Raw genomic sequence first — 15,730 nt, forward strand, 5'->3', positions numbered from 1 at the left:
CTTGGTCGTTTCGGCAACGCGGCCAGGGACGTCGTGGGCAGGTCGAGACCCGGCCAACCTCCTGGGTCGAGCCACTAAGGTTGTCCGTGATGGACGCCGAGGTCGCCGCCGGGCAGTTGGTCGTCCGCGCCTCCGGTGCCGTCGCCGTCCGCCGCGCCGTGGAGGGACGCGGCGGTGACCCGGCGTCGCTGCAGGTCCTGCTGCGCGTCCCCCGCCTGCCCGCCGCGGACCTCGCGTTCGGCGACTGCTCGCTGCGGGTGCGCGGCGGGACGGTGCTGCTGACCGTCGCCACCGCCAACCTCACCGTCGGTTTCGCCGAACTCCGGCCGCTGCTGTTCCAACCGGTCCCCCTCGACCGCGGCCTGCACGCGCTGGTCGTCTCCTCGGTGGCCCACTTCCTCGGCCTGACCGTGGACCCGCACGGCGCCCGCGCCTACCTCACCGGCCTCACCGAACTGGTCCTGCGCGGCGCCCTGCGCACCGAACTGGACCGAGCCGACGCCATCGCCACCCGCAGGCGCGCCGCCATCAGCTACATCCGCGACCACCTGACCGACCCGACCCTGTCCGCCGACCGCATCGCCGACGCCCTCTTCATCTCCCGCCGCCGCCTCTACCAACTCTTCGACGACGGCGAGGGCGTCTCCGGCCGCATCCGCACCATGCGCGTCACCCGCGCCAAAGAACTCCTCACCGACCCCACCCAGGGCGACCGCCCGATCAGCGAGATCGCCCGCCACTGCGGCTTCACCAACGCCGCCCACTTCTCCCGCACCTTCCGCAAAACCGTCGGCCACTCCCCCCGCGACTACCGCGACAAGACCGGCTCGACCTGAGCAGCCCCCGATTTCCAGCCTACTGGTCAGCACCGACAAAACCCCTAGCCGCAAAGGCTTTCGCGAACAACAAGAGCCGGACCGAACCCAGGAGCGGCGAGCGGCGGCGCGGGCTGACTCGCAGGTCAGGGCATGCCTTGGACCAGCTCTCCCCGAGCTTGGCGATCATGCCCGAACAGCATCCCGAGCTGAGCAGCCCCCGATTTCCAGCCTAGCGGTGGGCACCGACAGGAAACTGCGCTCCGAACGGGCTTTGCGGGCGGTAAGAGCCCACCTGTCCACGGCGTGCGTTCAGCGGCCTACCACAGCCGTTCAGCGCTCCGGCGTCCCGACTTGTCTTCCGTTATCCCGCAAGCGTTTTCGAGGCGGCACTTCTGTCGGTGCCCACCGCTAGGCTGGATTCGGGGGCTGTTCGATTCGAGGCGGCGACGAGCCGAGCCACCTGTCGCTCAGGTGTCCCGCTCAGCTCTTGTTATCCGCGAAAACCCTTGCGGACACGGGTTTTGTCGGCGCCTACCAGGAAGCTCGAAATTGGGGGCTGCTCAGGGCAGGGCACCAATCACCGGCTCGAACTCGACCGTGGTGATCAACCGGCCGAGCAGGGTGGCGGTGTCGAGCCAGCCGCGGCCGGTGGGGGAGTGGAGGGTGAAGAGGGCGATGCGGCGGGTGCCGGGGTCGAGGACGACGGCCTGGAGCTGGCAGCCGGTGGGGGTGAGGCGTTCGGCGATGATCACGGGGTGGCCTGCCGCCGTGGTGGTTTCGGCGACGTCGTGCAGGTCGGTGTCGGACTGGGTGAGGTGGGCGACCAGGTCGGCGGCGGTGGTCGTGCCGTGCGGGTGGTCGACGGTGGTGGTGAGCGCGGTGAGGATCGCCGGGTCGGCGGCGGGGTGGGTGACGACGGCGAGCAAGTGGGCGCCCGCAGCCAGGTCGGCGGCCTCGCGGGCGGACTGCGCGACGCCGGGATCGTGCGCGGACTCAGGGCCGCGGGCGGCGATCATGGCAGCCGTGAGGCGGGCGGCGGTGTCCTCGGGCGTACCCAGGGGCACCGGGGTGATGCCGTCGACGGCGGCCAGCCTCACCGACGGCGCTCGGCGACGACAGCGGCGACGGCACCGGTCGGCCGCGCAACACCCGGTGGATGGCCGATCACCAGTCCGGCCAGCGCGGCAGTCGTGCTGGACATCCGGCGCAAGAGGGCCGAGACGGTGGCGGGTGTGCCGGTGGCCGGGATGTGCTGCCCCCGCAGGGAATCGAGCCGATCGGCGACGGCGGCCGCGGCGTTCAAGTGGTCGGCGGCCAAGGTTCGAGCGTCCCGGAGGACCGCGTCGAGCCGGGCAAGCAGGTCGGTACCGCGGGCCGCGGCGGCACTGTGGTCGGTACCGGTGAACTCGAAGTCGCGGAGCCGGTCGAGTTCGTCCTCGACATCGGCGAGCTGACGGCGGAGCACGGCAGCCTGCCGATCAAGGCGATCCGCAGTGGACTTGGCGACGGCCAGTGCATGCGCCCAGTCGTCAAGGATGTCAGCCGCTCGGTGCAGGTTGCCCGGGTCGATGACGGGCAACCCCGAGCGAAAAGCATCGGCGGCCGGACCGGTCCACGGGAGACCACGAGCCCGACCGACCGAAGATTCGGCCTGGACCAGGGCTTCCGCCGCCATCCGGTAGTCCCGGGCCAGCTCGGCAACGGCGTCCGGATCACCGCTGACGGGGTCAAACCCGAGTCCGGAGTAGACAGTCATCGGAAACGCCGGGCGGTGGCGGTGTCCGAGTCCGTGTAGCTGTCCACGGTGGCGTTGAGGTGGCCCACGGCGGAGATCAGCGAGCTGCGGACCGACGACAGCGTGTCGCGGGTGTCCGCCGAGAAGGCCGCGATCGCCGAGTTCAGGCGGTCGGGGCCGGCGTCGACGGTGGGAAGCTGGACCGCCAGTGCCTCCGCCGCCGAGTCGAGGCTGGTAGCGGCGGCGGCCAAGTCACCCGGGGCGACGCTGAAGCCGGTCATGCGCCGAAGACGGGTGGGTACGCGGGTGGGAGGTCGTCGAACAGGTCGAGACCCTCTTCATAGCGGCTCTTGTGTTCGATGTCGTCCTCGCCGCGCGCACCGGATCCGGACATCGGGCCGTACATGCTGTTGGACCCGGTGGCACCACCCCGGCCCGCGAGACCACGCTCCAGCGCACTGCCCCGCGCGGCGTTCTCGCCGACTCCGGACATCGCGCCCCCACCGGCGGAACCCGAACCAAACCCCGGGCTGTAAGAGCCCTGACCAGAACCGTAGCCGGAACCGGTCGGGGTGCCGTACGTGTTGCCGGGGTTGGCGGCGGACGTCGGCGAGGCGACCGGGGTGTTGGCGGCGACGTAGGTACCGCCGGTCGGGGCGGTCGGCGAACCCGGCGGATCGGGCGTGGGCGGCACGGGTCTCTTCGGGTCTGACGACTCGTGGCCGGGGTGCCGCTGGGTCGGCGGGGTGAACTCGGCGAAGGTGGGGTCGCCGGACGCCTGGGTGGTGGTCGGCGCGGTTCGGTAGTCCGGCAGGGCGGTCTGGACATCGTGGCTCTGCGACGCGTAGGTCTGCATCACGTGGACGGCCTTCGCCTTGGCCTCGTTCCGCTGCGCCACGGTCAGGTGCTGGTCGGTGGTGAGCTGCTTGAGGAGCACGGCGCTCGCCGGGTCGTTGCCCGCCTTGACGTCGTAACCGGCGTCGAAGTGGCGGTCGGCGAAGTAGAACACCGGTTCCGGCATGGTCTTCTGCGCGTGCGACACGGCGTCGGTGAAGTTGGACAGGCCCTCACCGATCTGGGCGGAGGTGTGCGCGGCCTCGCCCGCCCACTGGGTGAGCCGGGTGTTGGCCTCGGCGGCACGCAGGGCGGCCGGACCGCGCCAGGTGCCGAGCAGGTCCTGCACGACGTCGCGGACCCGGCCGGTGGTGGCCGAGATCTCGTCGGCGAGCGTGGACCACTGGACGGCACGGGTGCCCAGCTCACCGGGGTTCGCCTTCATCACCATGTTGTAGAGGGTCGCGTGGTCGTAGGCGTCCCAGTTGACCGATCGGAAGTCGGTGAAGGTCAGGTTCTGCTGCCGGTCGCTCGCGTCCTGGTTGGCCTGCTGCTTCTGGGCCGCGGTCAGGGGGTGCACCTCGTTGTAGTACTTGTCGTACCGATCCGGGTTGTACGTCATCTCAGGCTTCCTCCCCCACGCGCCGCAGCGTGGTCGCGGCGTGCTCGTCGACCCGCTGGTAAGTGGCCAACGTGGCGTTGATCGCTGCCCGGACCTGGTTCAGCTCGCCCAGGTACTGGGTGAGCACGGCCCGCAGCCCGGTCGAGGCGTCGGTGCGGCCGACGAACTCACGTTCCATGGCAGCGGCCAGGAGACCGGCCCCGGCGGGCAGCGGCGCGGCCAGGTCCCCGACTTGGCGCAACTGGTTGTTCAGGTCGTCGGCCAGGATGGCCAGTTCTCGGTCGGCGGCTTGCAGGGCCGCGTAGTCGACCTCGACGCCGTCGCTGCCCGTGCCGGTCACCCGGTAGTCGCCGGGGGGACCCGCGTGGACGTCGGTGTCGGTGACCACCTGCGCGACCGGTCCCGATTCGGACCGCATGGCCCGCGCCTGCCGCATGTCGTGCACCCGCGTCATGTCCCTCTCCCACCCGCCGTTCGCCGCACTCAGGGTGACTCACCGTCACCTCAGGTGCTACCTCTACTCCGGTCTACTGCTCAACTGGGCACTTCTGGCGCGCAGTTCGGCAACAGCGCGCTGATCAGTATCGGTTGATGGGTGACGTTACCCTCCACCAGTGAGTGAATTGGCAACTGACCACAACTCGATTCGCCGCGCGGTGGCGGCGTCCGCGATGGGCAACTGCATCGAGTGGTACGACTTCGGCGTCTTCGGGTTCATGCCCGCGGTGCTCGGGGCCGTCTTCTTCGACGCCGCCACGCCCACCGAGAACGTGCTGGGGACCTTCGCCGTGCTGGCGGTGGCGTTCATCGCCCGCCCGTTCGGCGGTTTCGTCTTCGGCCCGCTCGGCGACCGGGTCGGCCGCCGCCGGGTGCTCGCCACCACCATCGTGCTGATGTCCGGGTCGACGTTCGCGATCGGACTGTTCCCCTCATACCAGACAGCGGGCGTGCTCACGCCCATCCTCGTCCTGCTGGCCCGCCTCGTCCAGGGGTTCTCGGCGGGCGGCGAGTACGGCGGGGCGGCCACCTTCATGGCCGAGTACGCCCCGGACCGCAAGCGAGGATTCCTCGGCAGTTGGCTGGAGTTCGGCTCGCTCGGCGGGTACCTGCTGGGCGCGGGCGTGGTCACGGCGACCACGATCGCGCTCGGCGAGGACGCGATGGCGAGTTGGGGCTGGCGGATCCCGTTCCTGCTCGCCGGTCCACTCGGGCTGGTCGGGTTGTACCTGCGGACCCGGCTGGAGGACACGCCGCTGTTCCAGGAGGCGCGGACCGAGGACCGGCTGGAGTCCTCGCCGCTCAAGACCGTGCTGCGCACCCAGTGGCGGCCGATCCTGCACCTCATCGGCTACATCATCCTGCTCAACATCGCCGACTACGTGATGTTAACCTACATGGAGTCGTACCTGACGACCACGCTCGGCCTGTCCGGGCGCACCCCGCTGCTGGTGATCATGGCGGTGATCGCCGGGATGATGGCCCTGGTCGGCCCGGTCGGCGCGCTGACCGACCGGATCGGCCGCAAACCGCTGCTCTACGCGGCCTGCGCGGGGTTCCTGGCGCTGCCGATCCCGGCGTTCACGCTGATGCGGACGGGCGGCACGGTCCCGCTGGTCTTGGGGCTGGTGCTGATCGCGGTGCCGCTGACGTTCCTGCTGGCCACCATCCCGTCGGTGCTGCCCGCGATGTTCCCGACCACGGTCCGCTACGGCGCGTTCGCCATCGGCTACAACATGTCGACCGCGCTGTTCGCCGGTACCGCCCCGTACATCGTGACGAAGCTGGTCGACGCCACCGGCAACCCGATGGTCCCCGCGTACTACCTGATGGTCGCCGCCCTGATCGCCGCGGTGCCCATCCACCTGCTGCCGGAGACAGCAGGCCGGTCGCTGCGCGAGGCGGCCGACAGCACGCCCGTCCCGGCGAAAGCCCCGGTCAACTGAGGTGCGGGGCGTGTGCGCGACCACAGCCACCCCAGTGCTTACTCTCCAGTAATGAGTCGCACCGCCCAGCCGTGGCCACCGGTCGAGACCGAGCTGCCGGACCGCCACGAGGACACGCCCGCCGCCGGGACCGACCTGCCGCCGCACTACGCGTACTGCTTCGGCTGCGGTGACCGGCAGGAGGACGGCCTGCACCTGACGGCCCAGGTCGGCGACGGCCACCACATCCGGTCGCGGTTCACCGTGACCGAGGCCCACCAGGGCGCGCCCGGCCTCGCGCACGGCGGCCTGCTCGCCTGCGCGTTCGACGAGGCGCTGGGCACCACCGTGGGCAACCTGCTGCGCCGACCCGCGGTGACCGGCAGGCTGGAGACCGACTTCCTCCGGCCCGTCCCGGTGGGCACGACCCTGGTGATCGACGCCCACCTGGACGGGATCGCGGGCCGCAAGGTCTACGTCAGCGCCGAGGGTCGGCTCGGTCCGGACGGCGAGGTCGCGGTGCGGGCGCGGGCGCTGTTCGTGCTCGTGGAGCTGAACCACTTCCTGGACAACGGGCGCCCCGAGGACCTCCAGGCCGTCGCCGCCGACCCGACCCTGCTCGGTTCCCGGCCGGTTGAGCTGAATCCGTAGGCTGGCCGCATGTTCATGGTCGTCGTCAGCATCGGCGTGTCGGCCCTGCACCTGTACCTGTGGCAGCGCCTGGTGCGGGACACGACCAGGACAGTCCGGGCGCGACGGATCGGCACCGGCCTGCTCGGTTTGCCTGCGCTGTTCTCGGTGGCCGCGCTCGTCCTGCCGAAGTTCGTCGGGGTGGCCGCGTCCGAGTGGTTCGCGTGGCCGGGATTCCTGTGGCTGGCGGTGTTCTTCTACCTGCTGCTGATCCTGGTCGTCCTCGAACTGCCGCGACTCGCGCTGCGCCGGTGGACGCGGGCGGACGACGGCGAACCGGACGAGGGCCGTCGGCTGTTCCTGTCCCGCGCGGCGGCCGTGGTCGCCGGGGCGGCGGCTGGTGGTGTGGTCGGGTACGGCACCGCGACCGCCCTGGGGACACCCGAGCTCAAGCGGGTCACGGTGCCGATCCGCGGTCTGGCCTCCGGGTTGGGCGGGTTCCGGATCGCGGTGGTCAGCGACATCCACCTCGGGCCGATCCTGGGCCGCGCGCACACCGAGCGGATCGTGCGGATGATCAACGAGACCAAGCCGGACCTGGTCGCCATGGTCGGCGACCTCGCGGACGGAACCGTCGAGGAGCTGGGCCGGGCCGCAGAACCGTTGGGGGACTTGACATCCCCGTGCTACTTCGTCACCGGCAACCACGAATACTACAGCGGCTACCAGCCCTGGGTCACCGAGCTGGAACGGCTCGGGCTGCACTACCTGCACAACGAGAACACCCAGATCACCCACGGCCCCAACGTTTTCACCCTCGCGGGCGTAACCGATGTGGCCGGGAAGTCGTACGGCGACGGCCCGGACATGGACCGGGCATTGGCCGGACGGGTTGGCGCGACGGTGTTGTTGGCGCACCAACCCGTCCAGGTGTCCGACGCGGCCAAGCGCGGGGTGGACCTGCAACTGTCCGGCCACACACACGGCGGCCAACTGTGGCCGTTCCACTACGTCGTCGGCCTGTCCCAGCCCGCGGTGTCCGGGTTGTCCAAAGTAGACAGCACCTGGCTGTACGTGACCAACGGCGCGGGCGCCTGGGGGCCGCCGGTGCGCGTGGGAGCACCACCGGACATCACAGTCGTCGAACTCGGCTAGTACTCGGCTAGCCCTGGCAGTCAGTCGGCGGCGTCTTCCCGGCCGACCCGGAGCGGCAGTCCCCGGGTCGGTAAACACCTCTTCGGGCTGTCAAGTCCCGCCTTGCGCTCAGGTCAGGGTGCGCGGCCGGATGGCGTTTGCCTTGTCGACCAGGGCGTGTCGTTGCTCGGGGCTGCCTGCGAGCCGGGCGAGGGCGCGGTAGCAGCGCTCCAGGCCGAACCGGAGTTCGCGTTCGGACAGTTCGCAGCCGAGGACGGTGCGTTTGGCGTTCGCCGGGCTGGCGCCGGGTTTTCCGGCCTGTACCCAGCCGTAGGCGGCTTCCAGTAGTTCGGCGGACAACTGGGTGCGGCGTTCCGCGTCGAGCGCCAACCGCTCCAGCCGCTTGGCCGCGTCGTGCAGTTCGTGCTCGGCGACCCGGCTGACCTCCTGCGCGCGGGCCTTCACCTTGATCGCGGCGACCTGGGCGGCGATGTGGTGGCTGGACGACTCGGGTACCGCCTCCAGCACCTCGATCGCCCCGGCCCGACCGCCCTGGGCCAGGTACACGCGGGCGAGCCCGAACGCGGCGCTGACGTAGGAGTGGTCGGTGCGCCAGACCAGTTCGTAGAACCGGGCGGCCGCGAAGTGGTCTCCGGCGAGCTCCGCGCTGACCGCCAGCGCCAGCTTCGGCGCGATCTCCCCCGGTACCGCGTCGTACACCCGCTCGAACGCCTCGCGGGCGGGCTTGGGCGCGTTGTTGGCCAGCGCCAGCAACCCGCGGTACCAGTCCGGTCGCCACTCGGCGGGCGAGGTCGACATCCGGCGGGCGATGTCCAGCTCGGCCACGGCGGCCCGGAGGTCGCCCTGGTCCAGCCGCGCCTTGACCATGCGCAGCCGCACCTCGACGGACTCCTGCGGGGCGGCGGCCAGCGCGGCGACCAGCTCGGCGGGCTCGGTCGCGGTGATGGTCGCCAGCGCGGCGGCGGCCGGGTCGTCGGTGTCCACCAGCGGGAGCGGCAGCACCGACGCCACCTCCATCGGGTGCGGCGGCCGCAACGAGTCGGCCGCGCCGAAGGTCCTGGTCTCCAGGCTGAACACAGTGGACAGTCCGGGCCGCGGTTTCCCGGTGCCCAGCGCCATCACCTCGCGCAGCACCCCGGTCAACTGTTCGGCCATCTCCTCGGCCGAGGTGAACCGGCGCTCGGGGGCGGGGTGCGTGGCGCGCTTGAGGACCCGGAAGTAGCTGCCGAACAACGCGAACAGCGGCTCGGCGTCCGGACCGGGCAGGCTGTGCTTGTAGCGGGTCGTGTACCCGGCGAACTCGATCGAGAGCACCGCCAGCGTGCGGCCGACGGTGTAGATGTCGGATGCCACGGTGGCGCCCTCGGTCGCCAACTCCGGGGCCGCGTACCCGGCGGTGAAGAACAGCGGGCTCTCGTAGTCGTCGACCTTGCGCACGGCACCGAGGTCGATCAGCTTCAACTGCTCACCGGCCTGGATCACGTTGTCCGGCTTGAGATCGCAGTAGAGCATGTCGATGCTGTGCAGGTAGCCCAGCGCGGGCAGCATCTCCAGCCCGTACGCGATCACCTGCCCGATCGGCAGCGGCTCCGGCCGCCCGGTCGCCAGGTGGTGTTCGAGCGCCAACTGCCGCAGCGACTGGCCGCCGACGTACTCCATCACGATGTAGCCGACCATCGAGCCGGTCTTCGGGTCCGGGTGCTGCACGAAGTTGTAGATCTTGACGACGTTCGGGTGCTCGACCTCGGCCAGGAACCGCCGCTCGGCAACCACCGAGGCCATCGAGGTGGCGTCGCCGGTGTCGATCATGCCCTTGAGCACGACCCAGCGGTCGCTGACGTTGTGGTCCTTGGCCAGGTAGATCCAGCCGAGACCGCCGTAGGCGATGCTGCCGAGCACCTCGTACTGGCCGCCGACCAGGTCACCGCGGAACAGCCGCGGCCGGAAGGTGAACTCGTGGCCGCAGGTCGGGCACGCGCCCTCCGCCGCCCCCGGCGCCCCGTCGACCCCCCGGCCGACCTCGGCGCCGCAGTTGTTGCAGAACCGCTTGTTCTCCGCCACGACCGGGTTGTCCAGCACCGCGCTGGACGGGTCCTTCACCGGGACGTTCGGCACCTCGACCAGCCCGGCGCCCAACCGCCCCCGCCCGGACGAGCGCGACCCGGTGCGGCGCCCGGAGTGCGGGAACGGCGTCGACCCGCTGTCCGTGCGCGCCAACAACTCCGTCTTCGGCGCGTCGTCCTCCTCCGGCTTCGGCGGCACGATGCTCTGGGTGAGCGTGGTCTCCGCCAGCACACTGGTCAACTGACCGTCTTCGGCGGGCGGCGCGAACGGGCTCTCCGCCGGGATCGAGTGCCGGTCGGTCACGTCCGGGTTCACCTGCGGCACAGGACTCACCTGCGGTACCGGGAAGCCACCGCTGGTGTTACCCGGCCGTGGCTGGGGTCGGGGCCGGGGCGGGACCGGCTGCCTGCCGGTGATCGCGCCCGGCGGGAACGGGTTCGGGCCGGTGTTGCCGCCGGGGCGCGGGGGCAGCGGCTGCGGGCCGGTCCGCGGTCCCGGGCGCGGCGGCCCCTGGCGCGGTCCAGGCGGGGGACCGGGGCGGGCGCCGGGCTGGACCGGCTGGGGGCCGGAACGCGCGCCGGGTGGGATCGGGTGCGGTCCGGAAGTCATTCCCGGCGGCGCCTGCTGCGGGAACGGGTACGGCCCGCTGGACTGCCCGGGTGCCGCGTGCCTGCCCCGCCGCGGTCGGACCGGCGGGATGAACTGGGTTCCCTCCGCGTCCGGCGCGGGGGGCTCCGGCGGCGTCGGTTCTTCGACCAACGCGCCCGAGAGCCGGTTGGCGACATCGACCTTGGTCGAGTCCGGCTCGGGTGGCTGCCACGCGCTCTCCTGGCCCGGCCGCGCGGACTCGTCCGCCGCCTCGACCTCTTCCCTGGTCACCACGCCGGTCTGCTCGTCGTCGACGACCGGGGCCGACTCGTCGGCGGCCGCGACGGTTTCCTTCGGCAGCACACCGGTTTTCTCGTCGACCTCGGCCACCGGGTCGACTTCGCTGACCTCGCTGATTTCGTCGACCTTGCTGACCTCGTTGACCTCCGCCTCCGGCAGCACACCGGTCTCCTCGGCGTCGGCAACCGGGATCTCAACCGGGGCAGGCGGAACCTCAACCGGCTCGGGCGAGACGTCAACGGGCTCAGGCGCGATCTCAGCCGGGGCAGGCGGGATCTCGACCGGGGCGGGCCGGTCCTCGACCGGGCTGGGTGGGTTCTCCACTGGGGCGGGCGGCTGGTCGGGGGCGGGCTCGGGCGCCACGGGCTCCGGTGCCACCGGCTCCGGGGCGGGCGGCGCGGGTTCCGGCGCGGGCGCCGGTTCGTCCGAAGTGGACTCTTCGGTCGGTGGCGAGTCGAAGCGCCAGCGGGCGGGCTTGGCGACCGGCTCGGGGTCGCCGGGTGGGGTCCAGTGGTTCATCGCCGCTCCTCCCGCTCAGTCCCGGTACCGGGCGACCGGTGGTGTGGCCGCGCCACCGGCCTGGGCCAGCCACTTGCCGTAGCTGGTCGCCCAGGAGCCGTTCGCGGTGGACCGCTCCAGGACGCCGTTGACGAACCGCACCATGTCCTGGTTCTGCTTGGGGATGCCGATGCCGTACGGCTCGTCGGTGAACCGCGGGCCGACCATCTTCACGTTCGGGTCCTGGGCGACCATGCCCGCCAGGATCGTGTCGTCCGTGGACACCGCGACGACCTGGCCCTGCTGCAGCATCACCAGGCAGTCCGACCAGTTGTCCACCGCGACGACCTCCGGTGGGGCGGCGGACTGGCGGAGCTTCGCGATCGACGTGGAGCCCTTGGCGGCGCAGACCCGCTTGCCGCCCAACTGGTCGATGCCGGTGATCGCGGACGACCGGTCGACCGCGACCCGCTGCCCGGCGACGTAGTAGGTGGTCGAGAAGTTGATGTCGGCCCAGCGCTCGCAGGTGGCCGTCATGGTGCGGACCACGATGTCCACCTCGCCCTTCTTCAGCGCGTCGATCCGCTCGGCGGAGGTGATCACCTTGTACTGCACCTTGTTCGGGTCGCCGAAGATGGCGGCGGCGACGTCGCGCACCCGGTCGATGTCGAAGCCCTCCAGCGCGTTGCTGGTGGGGTTGCGGAAGCCGAACAGGAACGTGTTCTGGTCGACACCGGCGATCAACCGGCCGCGGTCCTGGATGGCGCGCATGGTCGACCCGGCGGGCATCGCGCCCGGCTGCGGCTGGGTCCCCGGGCGCAGGCTCGCGGTCGGGTCGCACTGCGGGACCTGGCTGGCGGCACCGCTGGTGGTCGGCGGGTTGATCTCCACGCCGACCGGTTGCGGCTCGTCGACGCTGGTCACGGTCGCCAGGTCAACCGGCTTGCCGGAGGAGGCACAGCCTGCGGCGAGCAGCAGGACCATGACCAGCCCGGCGAGCTTCTCCATCGGTGCCTGCCTCATCGGTACTGCCCTCGTCGGTACTGGCCTCATCGGTATTCCCGCAGCCGCTCGCGGATGCCCACGGTGATCCCGGCGGCGGCGACCACGGCGAGCACCGCGATGCCGAGCACCAGGCCGGTGAGCGCGTTGCCCGCCTTGGTGGTCTGGGTGAAGAACTCCGCGCGCCCGGCGTCGAGCGCGGCGATGAGGTTCTTGTCGAGCTTGGCGAAGGCGCTGGCCGCGCTGTCCGGGGCGTCCCCGATCGCGACCTTCACCGCTTCCTCGTACTGGCCGCCGTCGTCGAGTTCGCGGATCTTGCGGTGCGCGGCGACCCACTCGTCGGCGTTCTGCACGGCCAACTGCACCTCGCCCGCCAGGTCGTCGTTGGCGGCGAGGTCCTTGGCGCGGGCCAGCAAGTTGCCCTGGCCGTCGCCGGTGAAGGTGGCGGCGAGCTGGGCCCACTCCTTCTCGTAGCCGGGGCCGTCGCCGCGAGCCACCAGGGTCAGCGTCTCGTCGGCGCGGCACTTGAGCGAGTTGATCCTGGCCTGCACCAGCACGTCGACCTGCTGCGCGCCGTTGCGTTCGGCGTCACCCACGTGCGTGGACAACACGAACAGGGCCACCGCGCTCCAGATCAGCGCGAGCGCCACGGCCAGGGTCGCTGTGACCAGGCCGATGTTGAGCAACCGGTTCGTCTTGCGGGTCAGGTACCGCTGGGTCAGCACCAGGGTCGCGAGCAGCGCGACGACCAGCACGACCGACACCCACGGCACCTCCTTGGCCGACTCCTGCTCGCCGTCGAGCCTGCCGTAGTTGATCTGGTAGAGCTTCTCGGCCGCGGGCAGCAACTTCGACCGCATCAGCCCGGACGCCTCCCGCAGGTAGGCCGCGCCCGCCGGGAACCCCTGCCGGTTGTTCGACCGGGCCGTCTCCACCAGCCCCGAGTACACCGGGAGCTGCTGGGACAAGACCGACACCTGGTCGGCGGCCAGGGCGTCGTCGCCGACGTCGGAGGACGCCTTGCCCAGCGCGGCACCGGCCTGCAACAGGTCGAACTCGTAGCGGCTGCGCAGGCCCTCGGGCTCCACCCCGCCGGAGAGGAACGCGCTGGCCGCGGTGGCGTCGGCGTCGGAGAGCGACCGGAAGATCTGCTGCGCCGCGGCGGCCAGCGGCTCCCGGTGCTGCACGAGGTCGTCCAGCGTGTCGCGCTTGTCCTGCACGGCCAGGGCCGCGAACACGCCCGTGAGCAGCGTCAACAGGACCAGCCCGACCGCGGCGGCGGACAGCCTGCCTGGCGTGGTCCGCGCCGAGCGGGTCACCCGGCCGAGTACCGGCGGTCGCTCGGGCACGGCCGTCACCACGGGGTCACACCCAACCGCACGTCCGCGCCGCCTTCCCACCGCTGCCTGGTCGGACCTGAACTTAGTGGAGCGATATGGCCCTAGCCACCAACTCGGCAAGGTCGTGACCCTCGTGGTGACCGGTCCACCGGACACAGCCGGTCACCGGTGCCTTCCCACTTGCGCGCCGCGTAGTCGCTCGGTTGCTGTCTGGTTAACACCGGACGCCGGTGGGACCGTGACTAGCATGAACAGCGAGCACATGCAGCACATCGCGACCTTCTGCGGACAGTGCAACTGCGGCTGTCCTGAACTGTGGATCGACCAGCAAGCACCGGAGGAACGCCGCGTGGTCATCACCGACGACTTCGGTCAACGCATCCAGATGAGCCTCGGCCAGCTCAGCGACCTGGTGGACGACGTCAAGGCGGGCGTCGTCGACCAGGTGCTGGCGCCGAGCCGGTAACCGAGGCGCGGTGGCGGCCCCGACATGGCTCGGCTGGGTGCTCACCTCGGCGTTCCTCGTGATCGCCGGGTACAGCGTCGCCCGGCTCGTCGCCGCCGCGCGCCTGGCGGTCCCCGGTTACGGGGGTTGCCACCGGGCGGTGGACACCGCCCACGCCGCCATGGCCACGGGCATGGCGGTGATGTGCTCCCCGGTGGGCGGCCCGTTGCCCGCCGCCGGGTGGCAGGCGGTCTTCGCGCTGGTGACCGCCTGGTTCCTCGGGTCGAGTGTGCTCAACCGGCGCGGTGAGCGCCTCCGGGTCGGCTGGCACGGCCCGGACTGGCAGCACGCGGTCGCCGCGCTGGGGATGCTGTACATGCTGACGGCGGTCCCCCACACGTCGCACGCCATGTCCGCGACGTGGACCGAGCCGCACACCGGTACCGCCGCCATCCCGGCGCTGGGGTGGGCGTTCGTCGGCTTCTTCCTGATCCAGGCCGTCTGGCTCAGTCCGGTGTTAGTCAGCGGCGGCGGCACCGGTCTGCTCGCCGACCGCAGGGTGACCGCCGGGTGCCAGGTCGTGATGGCCCTGGGCACCGGCTACCTGATCTTCTTGATGCTGTAGCACGCGAGCCAGCACCGCCGCGCCGACCCCGAGCGCGGCGAGGACGGTGAACGCCACCGGCGGGGCGTCGAGCAGGAACCCGATGCCGAGCGAGACGACCACGCCACCCGCGTTGCCCGCCAGCCAGATCAACGACGTGATCGGCCCCGCCAGCGCCGGGTGTGCGCGCTCCACCATGGCCAGCGCCACCGGCAGCGCGGAGAGCAGCGTGAATCCGAAGGGGACACTCACCACCAACCCGGTCGCCCCCGGGGCCATCCCGAGCGCCAGGCAGACGACCGCGACGACGACACCGGTGGTGAGCAACGCCAGCGGCTCCTTGCGGGTCCGCTCGGCCAACGGCGGCACCAGCACGCAGCCGACCACCCCGGCCACGAGCATGATCAGCAGGAGCAGGCCGGACCGGTCCGCGGGGAAACCGGACTTGGCCAGCAGCGGGTCCAGCCAGGTCGCCACCGCCACGAAGATCCCCATACCGAGGAACACGATCCCCGCCAGCACCGGCACCCCGGGCACCCGCAGCGCCCCCTTCGGTGCCCGCTCGTGCTCGAACACCGGCCGCACCCGCAGCGCCACCAGCCCGCCGACGGCGGTGAGCACCGAGAACCCGGCACCGATCGCCACCACCAGCGGCACGTCGTCCGGGATCGCGGTGCCGATACCGGTCGCCATGATCATGCCGAGGTAGGTCGCCCCAGCCCCGATCGCGATCCCCACCGCCCGGTGCCCCGGCACCAGGTACGTCGCCGCCACCCTCGTGATCGCGTTGGCCAGGATCGGCTGCGCGACGGCCGCCAACACCTGCCCCACCAACGCCGCCCAATAGGCGTCCTCGACGATCCGCAACCCCGCGCCAACCGCGATCAACAACGCCCCCACCGCCAGCGTCGGCCGCAACCACCGGTCCAGCGCGATCCCGGTCGGCACCGCCAAGACCACGAACAGCAGCGGGAACAGGTTCGCCAGCCACCCGACGGCCTGCTCGGAAACCCCGAAATGCCGGGCCGTCGCGGTCGTCACCGAGGCGTAGCCCAACCAACACACCTGCGTCGCCACACCCAAGCAGGCGAACGCGGCGACCACCGGCCAGCGCGAGGACATACCGGCCAGTATTGAAGTTTCTTCACATCGCCGTCAATCCCCGCCTTACAC

Annotated in this window: 15 protein-coding genes; 6 read left to right on the top strand and 9 right to left on the bottom strand. The window is 71.3% G+C overall.

The window, feature by feature from the left end; translation table 11 throughout:
- The first annotated feature begins 89 nt into the window (after positions 1-89).
- Positions 90-836 carry a helix-turn-helix transcriptional regulator gene (locus tag H504_RS0113020; protein WP_035304216.1) on the top strand — a complete coding sequence of 249 codons (747 nt, stop codon included), beginning with the start codon at positions 90-92 and terminating at the stop codon, positions 834-836.
- Positions 837-1,378: 542 nt separating this feature from the next.
- On the opposite strand, the gene H504_RS41115 is transcribed toward H504_RS0113020, so the two are convergent.
- From H504_RS41115 to H504_RS0113045, 5 genes are read right to left on the bottom strand one after another with little or no spacing between them, the layout of a single operon-like run.
- On the bottom strand, positions 1,379-1,915 hold the full coding sequence (locus H504_RS41115) for a hypothetical protein (RefSeq protein ID WP_026423140.1): 537 nt from the start codon (positions 1,913-1,915) through the stop codon (positions 1,379-1,381).
- Positions 1,912-2,574, bottom strand: coding sequence for a hypothetical protein (locus H504_RS41120; protein WP_026423141.1), 663 nt, complete (start codon positions 2,572-2,574; stop codon positions 1,912-1,914). The genes H504_RS41115 and H504_RS41120 overlap by 4 nt, the downstream gene beginning before the upstream one ends.
- Positions 2,571-2,834, bottom strand: coding sequence for a hypothetical protein (locus tag H504_RS0113035; RefSeq protein ID WP_026423142.1), 264 nt, complete (start codon positions 2,832-2,834; stop codon positions 2,571-2,573). Before H504_RS0113035 ends, H504_RS41120 begins: the two co-directional genes overlap by 4 nt.
- The gene (locus H504_RS0113040; protein WP_026423143.1) at positions 2,831-4,009 is read right to left on the bottom strand and encodes a WXG100 family type VII secretion target; all 1,179 of its coding nucleotides are present in this window, start codon (positions 4,007-4,009) and stop codon (positions 2,831-2,833) included. Before H504_RS0113040 ends, H504_RS0113035 begins: the two co-directional genes overlap by 4 nt.
- 1 nt (position 4,010) lies before the next feature.
- Entirely contained in the window at positions 4,011-4,463 is a 453-nt protein-coding gene (locus tag H504_RS0113045; protein ID WP_026423144.1) for a hypothetical protein, read from the bottom strand.
- A gap of 160 nt (positions 4,464-4,623) precedes the next feature.
- Here H504_RS0113045 and H504_RS34760 point away from each other — a divergent pair, with 160 nt between their 5' ends.
- Genes H504_RS34760 through H504_RS0113060 form a run of 3 tightly spaced genes read left to right on the top strand, consistent with a single transcriptional unit; the run spans position 4,624 to position 7,716 of the window.
- Positions 4,624-5,952, top strand: a complete 1,329-nt coding sequence (locus H504_RS34760; RefSeq protein WP_035304219.1) for an MFS transporter — start codon at positions 4,624-4,626, stop codon at positions 5,950-5,952.
- Positions 5,953-6,003: 51 nt separating this feature from the next.
- A complete protein-coding gene (locus H504_RS34765) occupies positions 6,004-6,582 on the top strand; it encodes a PaaI family thioesterase (protein ID WP_035304220.1) in 579 nt (192 codons plus the stop codon).
- A gap of 9 nt (positions 6,583-6,591) precedes the next feature.
- Positions 6,592-7,716: a metallophosphoesterase gene (locus H504_RS0113060; protein ID WP_026423145.1), complete on the top strand. Its 1,125-nt coding sequence runs from the start codon at positions 6,592-6,594 to the stop codon at positions 7,714-7,716.
- 108 nt (positions 7,717-7,824) lie between these two features.
- On the opposite strand, the gene H504_RS0113065 is transcribed toward H504_RS0113060, so the two are convergent.
- The 3 genes from H504_RS0113065 to H504_RS0113075 all read right to left on the bottom strand — a co-directional run bounded on the left by H504_RS0113065 (position 7,825) and on the right by H504_RS0113075 (position 13,517).
- Positions 7,825-10,389: a serine/threonine-protein kinase gene (locus H504_RS0113065; protein WP_245614234.1), complete on the bottom strand. Its 2,565-nt coding sequence runs from the start codon at positions 10,387-10,389 to the stop codon at positions 7,825-7,827.
- A gap of 813 nt (positions 10,390-11,202) precedes the next feature.
- Complete coding sequence (locus H504_RS0113070) at positions 11,203-12,189, bottom strand: glutamate ABC transporter substrate-binding protein (RefSeq protein WP_026423147.1); 987 nt, start codon at positions 12,187-12,189, stop codon at positions 11,203-11,205.
- Positions 12,190-12,215: 26 nt separating this feature from the next.
- A complete protein-coding gene (locus H504_RS0113075; protein ID WP_245614226.1) occupies positions 12,216-13,517 on the bottom strand; it encodes a hypothetical protein in 1,302 nt (433 codons plus the stop codon).
- Positions 13,518-13,755: 238 nt separating this feature from the next.
- On the opposite strand from H504_RS0113075, the gene H504_RS0113080 reads away from it, so the two are divergent.
- Together H504_RS0113080 and H504_RS38620 are read left to right on the top strand one after the other, a co-directional pair.
- The gene (locus H504_RS0113080) at positions 13,756-13,974 is read left to right on the top strand and encodes a hypothetical protein (protein WP_084467627.1); all 219 of its coding nucleotides are present in this window, start codon (positions 13,756-13,758) and stop codon (positions 13,972-13,974) included.
- 10 nt (positions 13,975-13,984) lie between these two features.
- Positions 13,985-14,578 (top strand): DUF5134 domain-containing protein, encoded by a 594-nt coding sequence (locus H504_RS38620; protein WP_051385785.1) that lies wholly within the window; start codon positions 13,985-13,987, stop codon positions 14,576-14,578.
- Here the strand turns inward: H504_RS38620 and H504_RS34775 are convergent.
- The gene (locus tag H504_RS34775; protein ID WP_051385786.1) at positions 14,471-15,679 is read right to left on the bottom strand and encodes an MFS transporter; all 1,209 of its coding nucleotides are present in this window, start codon (positions 15,677-15,679) and stop codon (positions 14,471-14,473) included. The genes H504_RS38620 and H504_RS34775 overlap by 108 nt on opposite strands.
- Between the last annotated feature and the right edge of the window lie 51 nt (positions 15,680-15,730).

This window comes from Actinokineospora inagensis DSM 44258 (assembly GCF_000482865.1).
Taxonomy (GTDB): domain Bacteria; phylum Actinomycetota; class Actinomycetes; order Mycobacteriales; family Pseudonocardiaceae; genus Actinokineospora; species Actinokineospora inagensis.

Excerpts from the sequence above, each read along its gene's own strand:
- H504_RS0113020 (WP_035304216.1), top strand. The coding sequence starts at position 90 with ATGGACGCCGAGGTCGCCGCCGGGCAGTTGGTCGTCCGCGCCTCCGGT.
- H504_RS41120 (WP_026423141.1), bottom strand. The coding sequence starts at position 2,574 with ATGACTGTCTACTCCGGACTCGGGTTTGACCCCGTCAGCGGTGATCCG.
- H504_RS0113035 (WP_026423142.1), bottom strand. The coding sequence starts at position 2,834 with ATGACCGGCTTCAGCGTCGCCCCGGGTGACTTGGCCGCCGCCGCTACC.
- H504_RS0113040 (WP_026423143.1), bottom strand. The coding sequence starts at position 4,009 with ATGACGTACAACCCGGATCGGTACGACAAGTACTACAACGAGGTGCAC.
- H504_RS0113045 (WP_026423144.1), bottom strand. The coding sequence starts at position 4,463 with ATGACGCGGGTGCACGACATGCGGCAGGCGCGGGCCATGCGGTCCGAA.
- H504_RS34765 (WP_035304220.1), top strand. The coding sequence starts at position 6,004 with ATGAGTCGCACCGCCCAGCCGTGGCCACCGGTCGAGACCGAGCTGCCG.
- H504_RS0113060 (WP_026423145.1), top strand. The coding sequence starts at position 6,592 with ATGTTCATGGTCGTCGTCAGCATCGGCGTGTCGGCCCTGCACCTGTAC.
- H504_RS0113065 (WP_245614234.1), bottom strand. The coding sequence starts at position 10,389 with ATGACTTCCGGACCGCACCCGATCCCACCCGGCGCGCGTTCCGGCCCC.
- H504_RS0113070 (WP_026423147.1), bottom strand. The coding sequence starts at position 12,189 with ATGAGGCAGGCACCGATGGAGAAGCTCGCCGGGCTGGTCATGGTCCTG.
- H504_RS0113080 (WP_084467627.1), top strand. The coding sequence starts at position 13,756 with ATGAACAGCGAGCACATGCAGCACATCGCGACCTTCTGCGGACAGTGC.
- H504_RS34775 (WP_051385786.1), bottom strand. The coding sequence starts at position 15,679 with ATGTCCTCGCGCTGGCCGGTGGTCGCCGCGTTCGCCTGCTTGGGTGTG.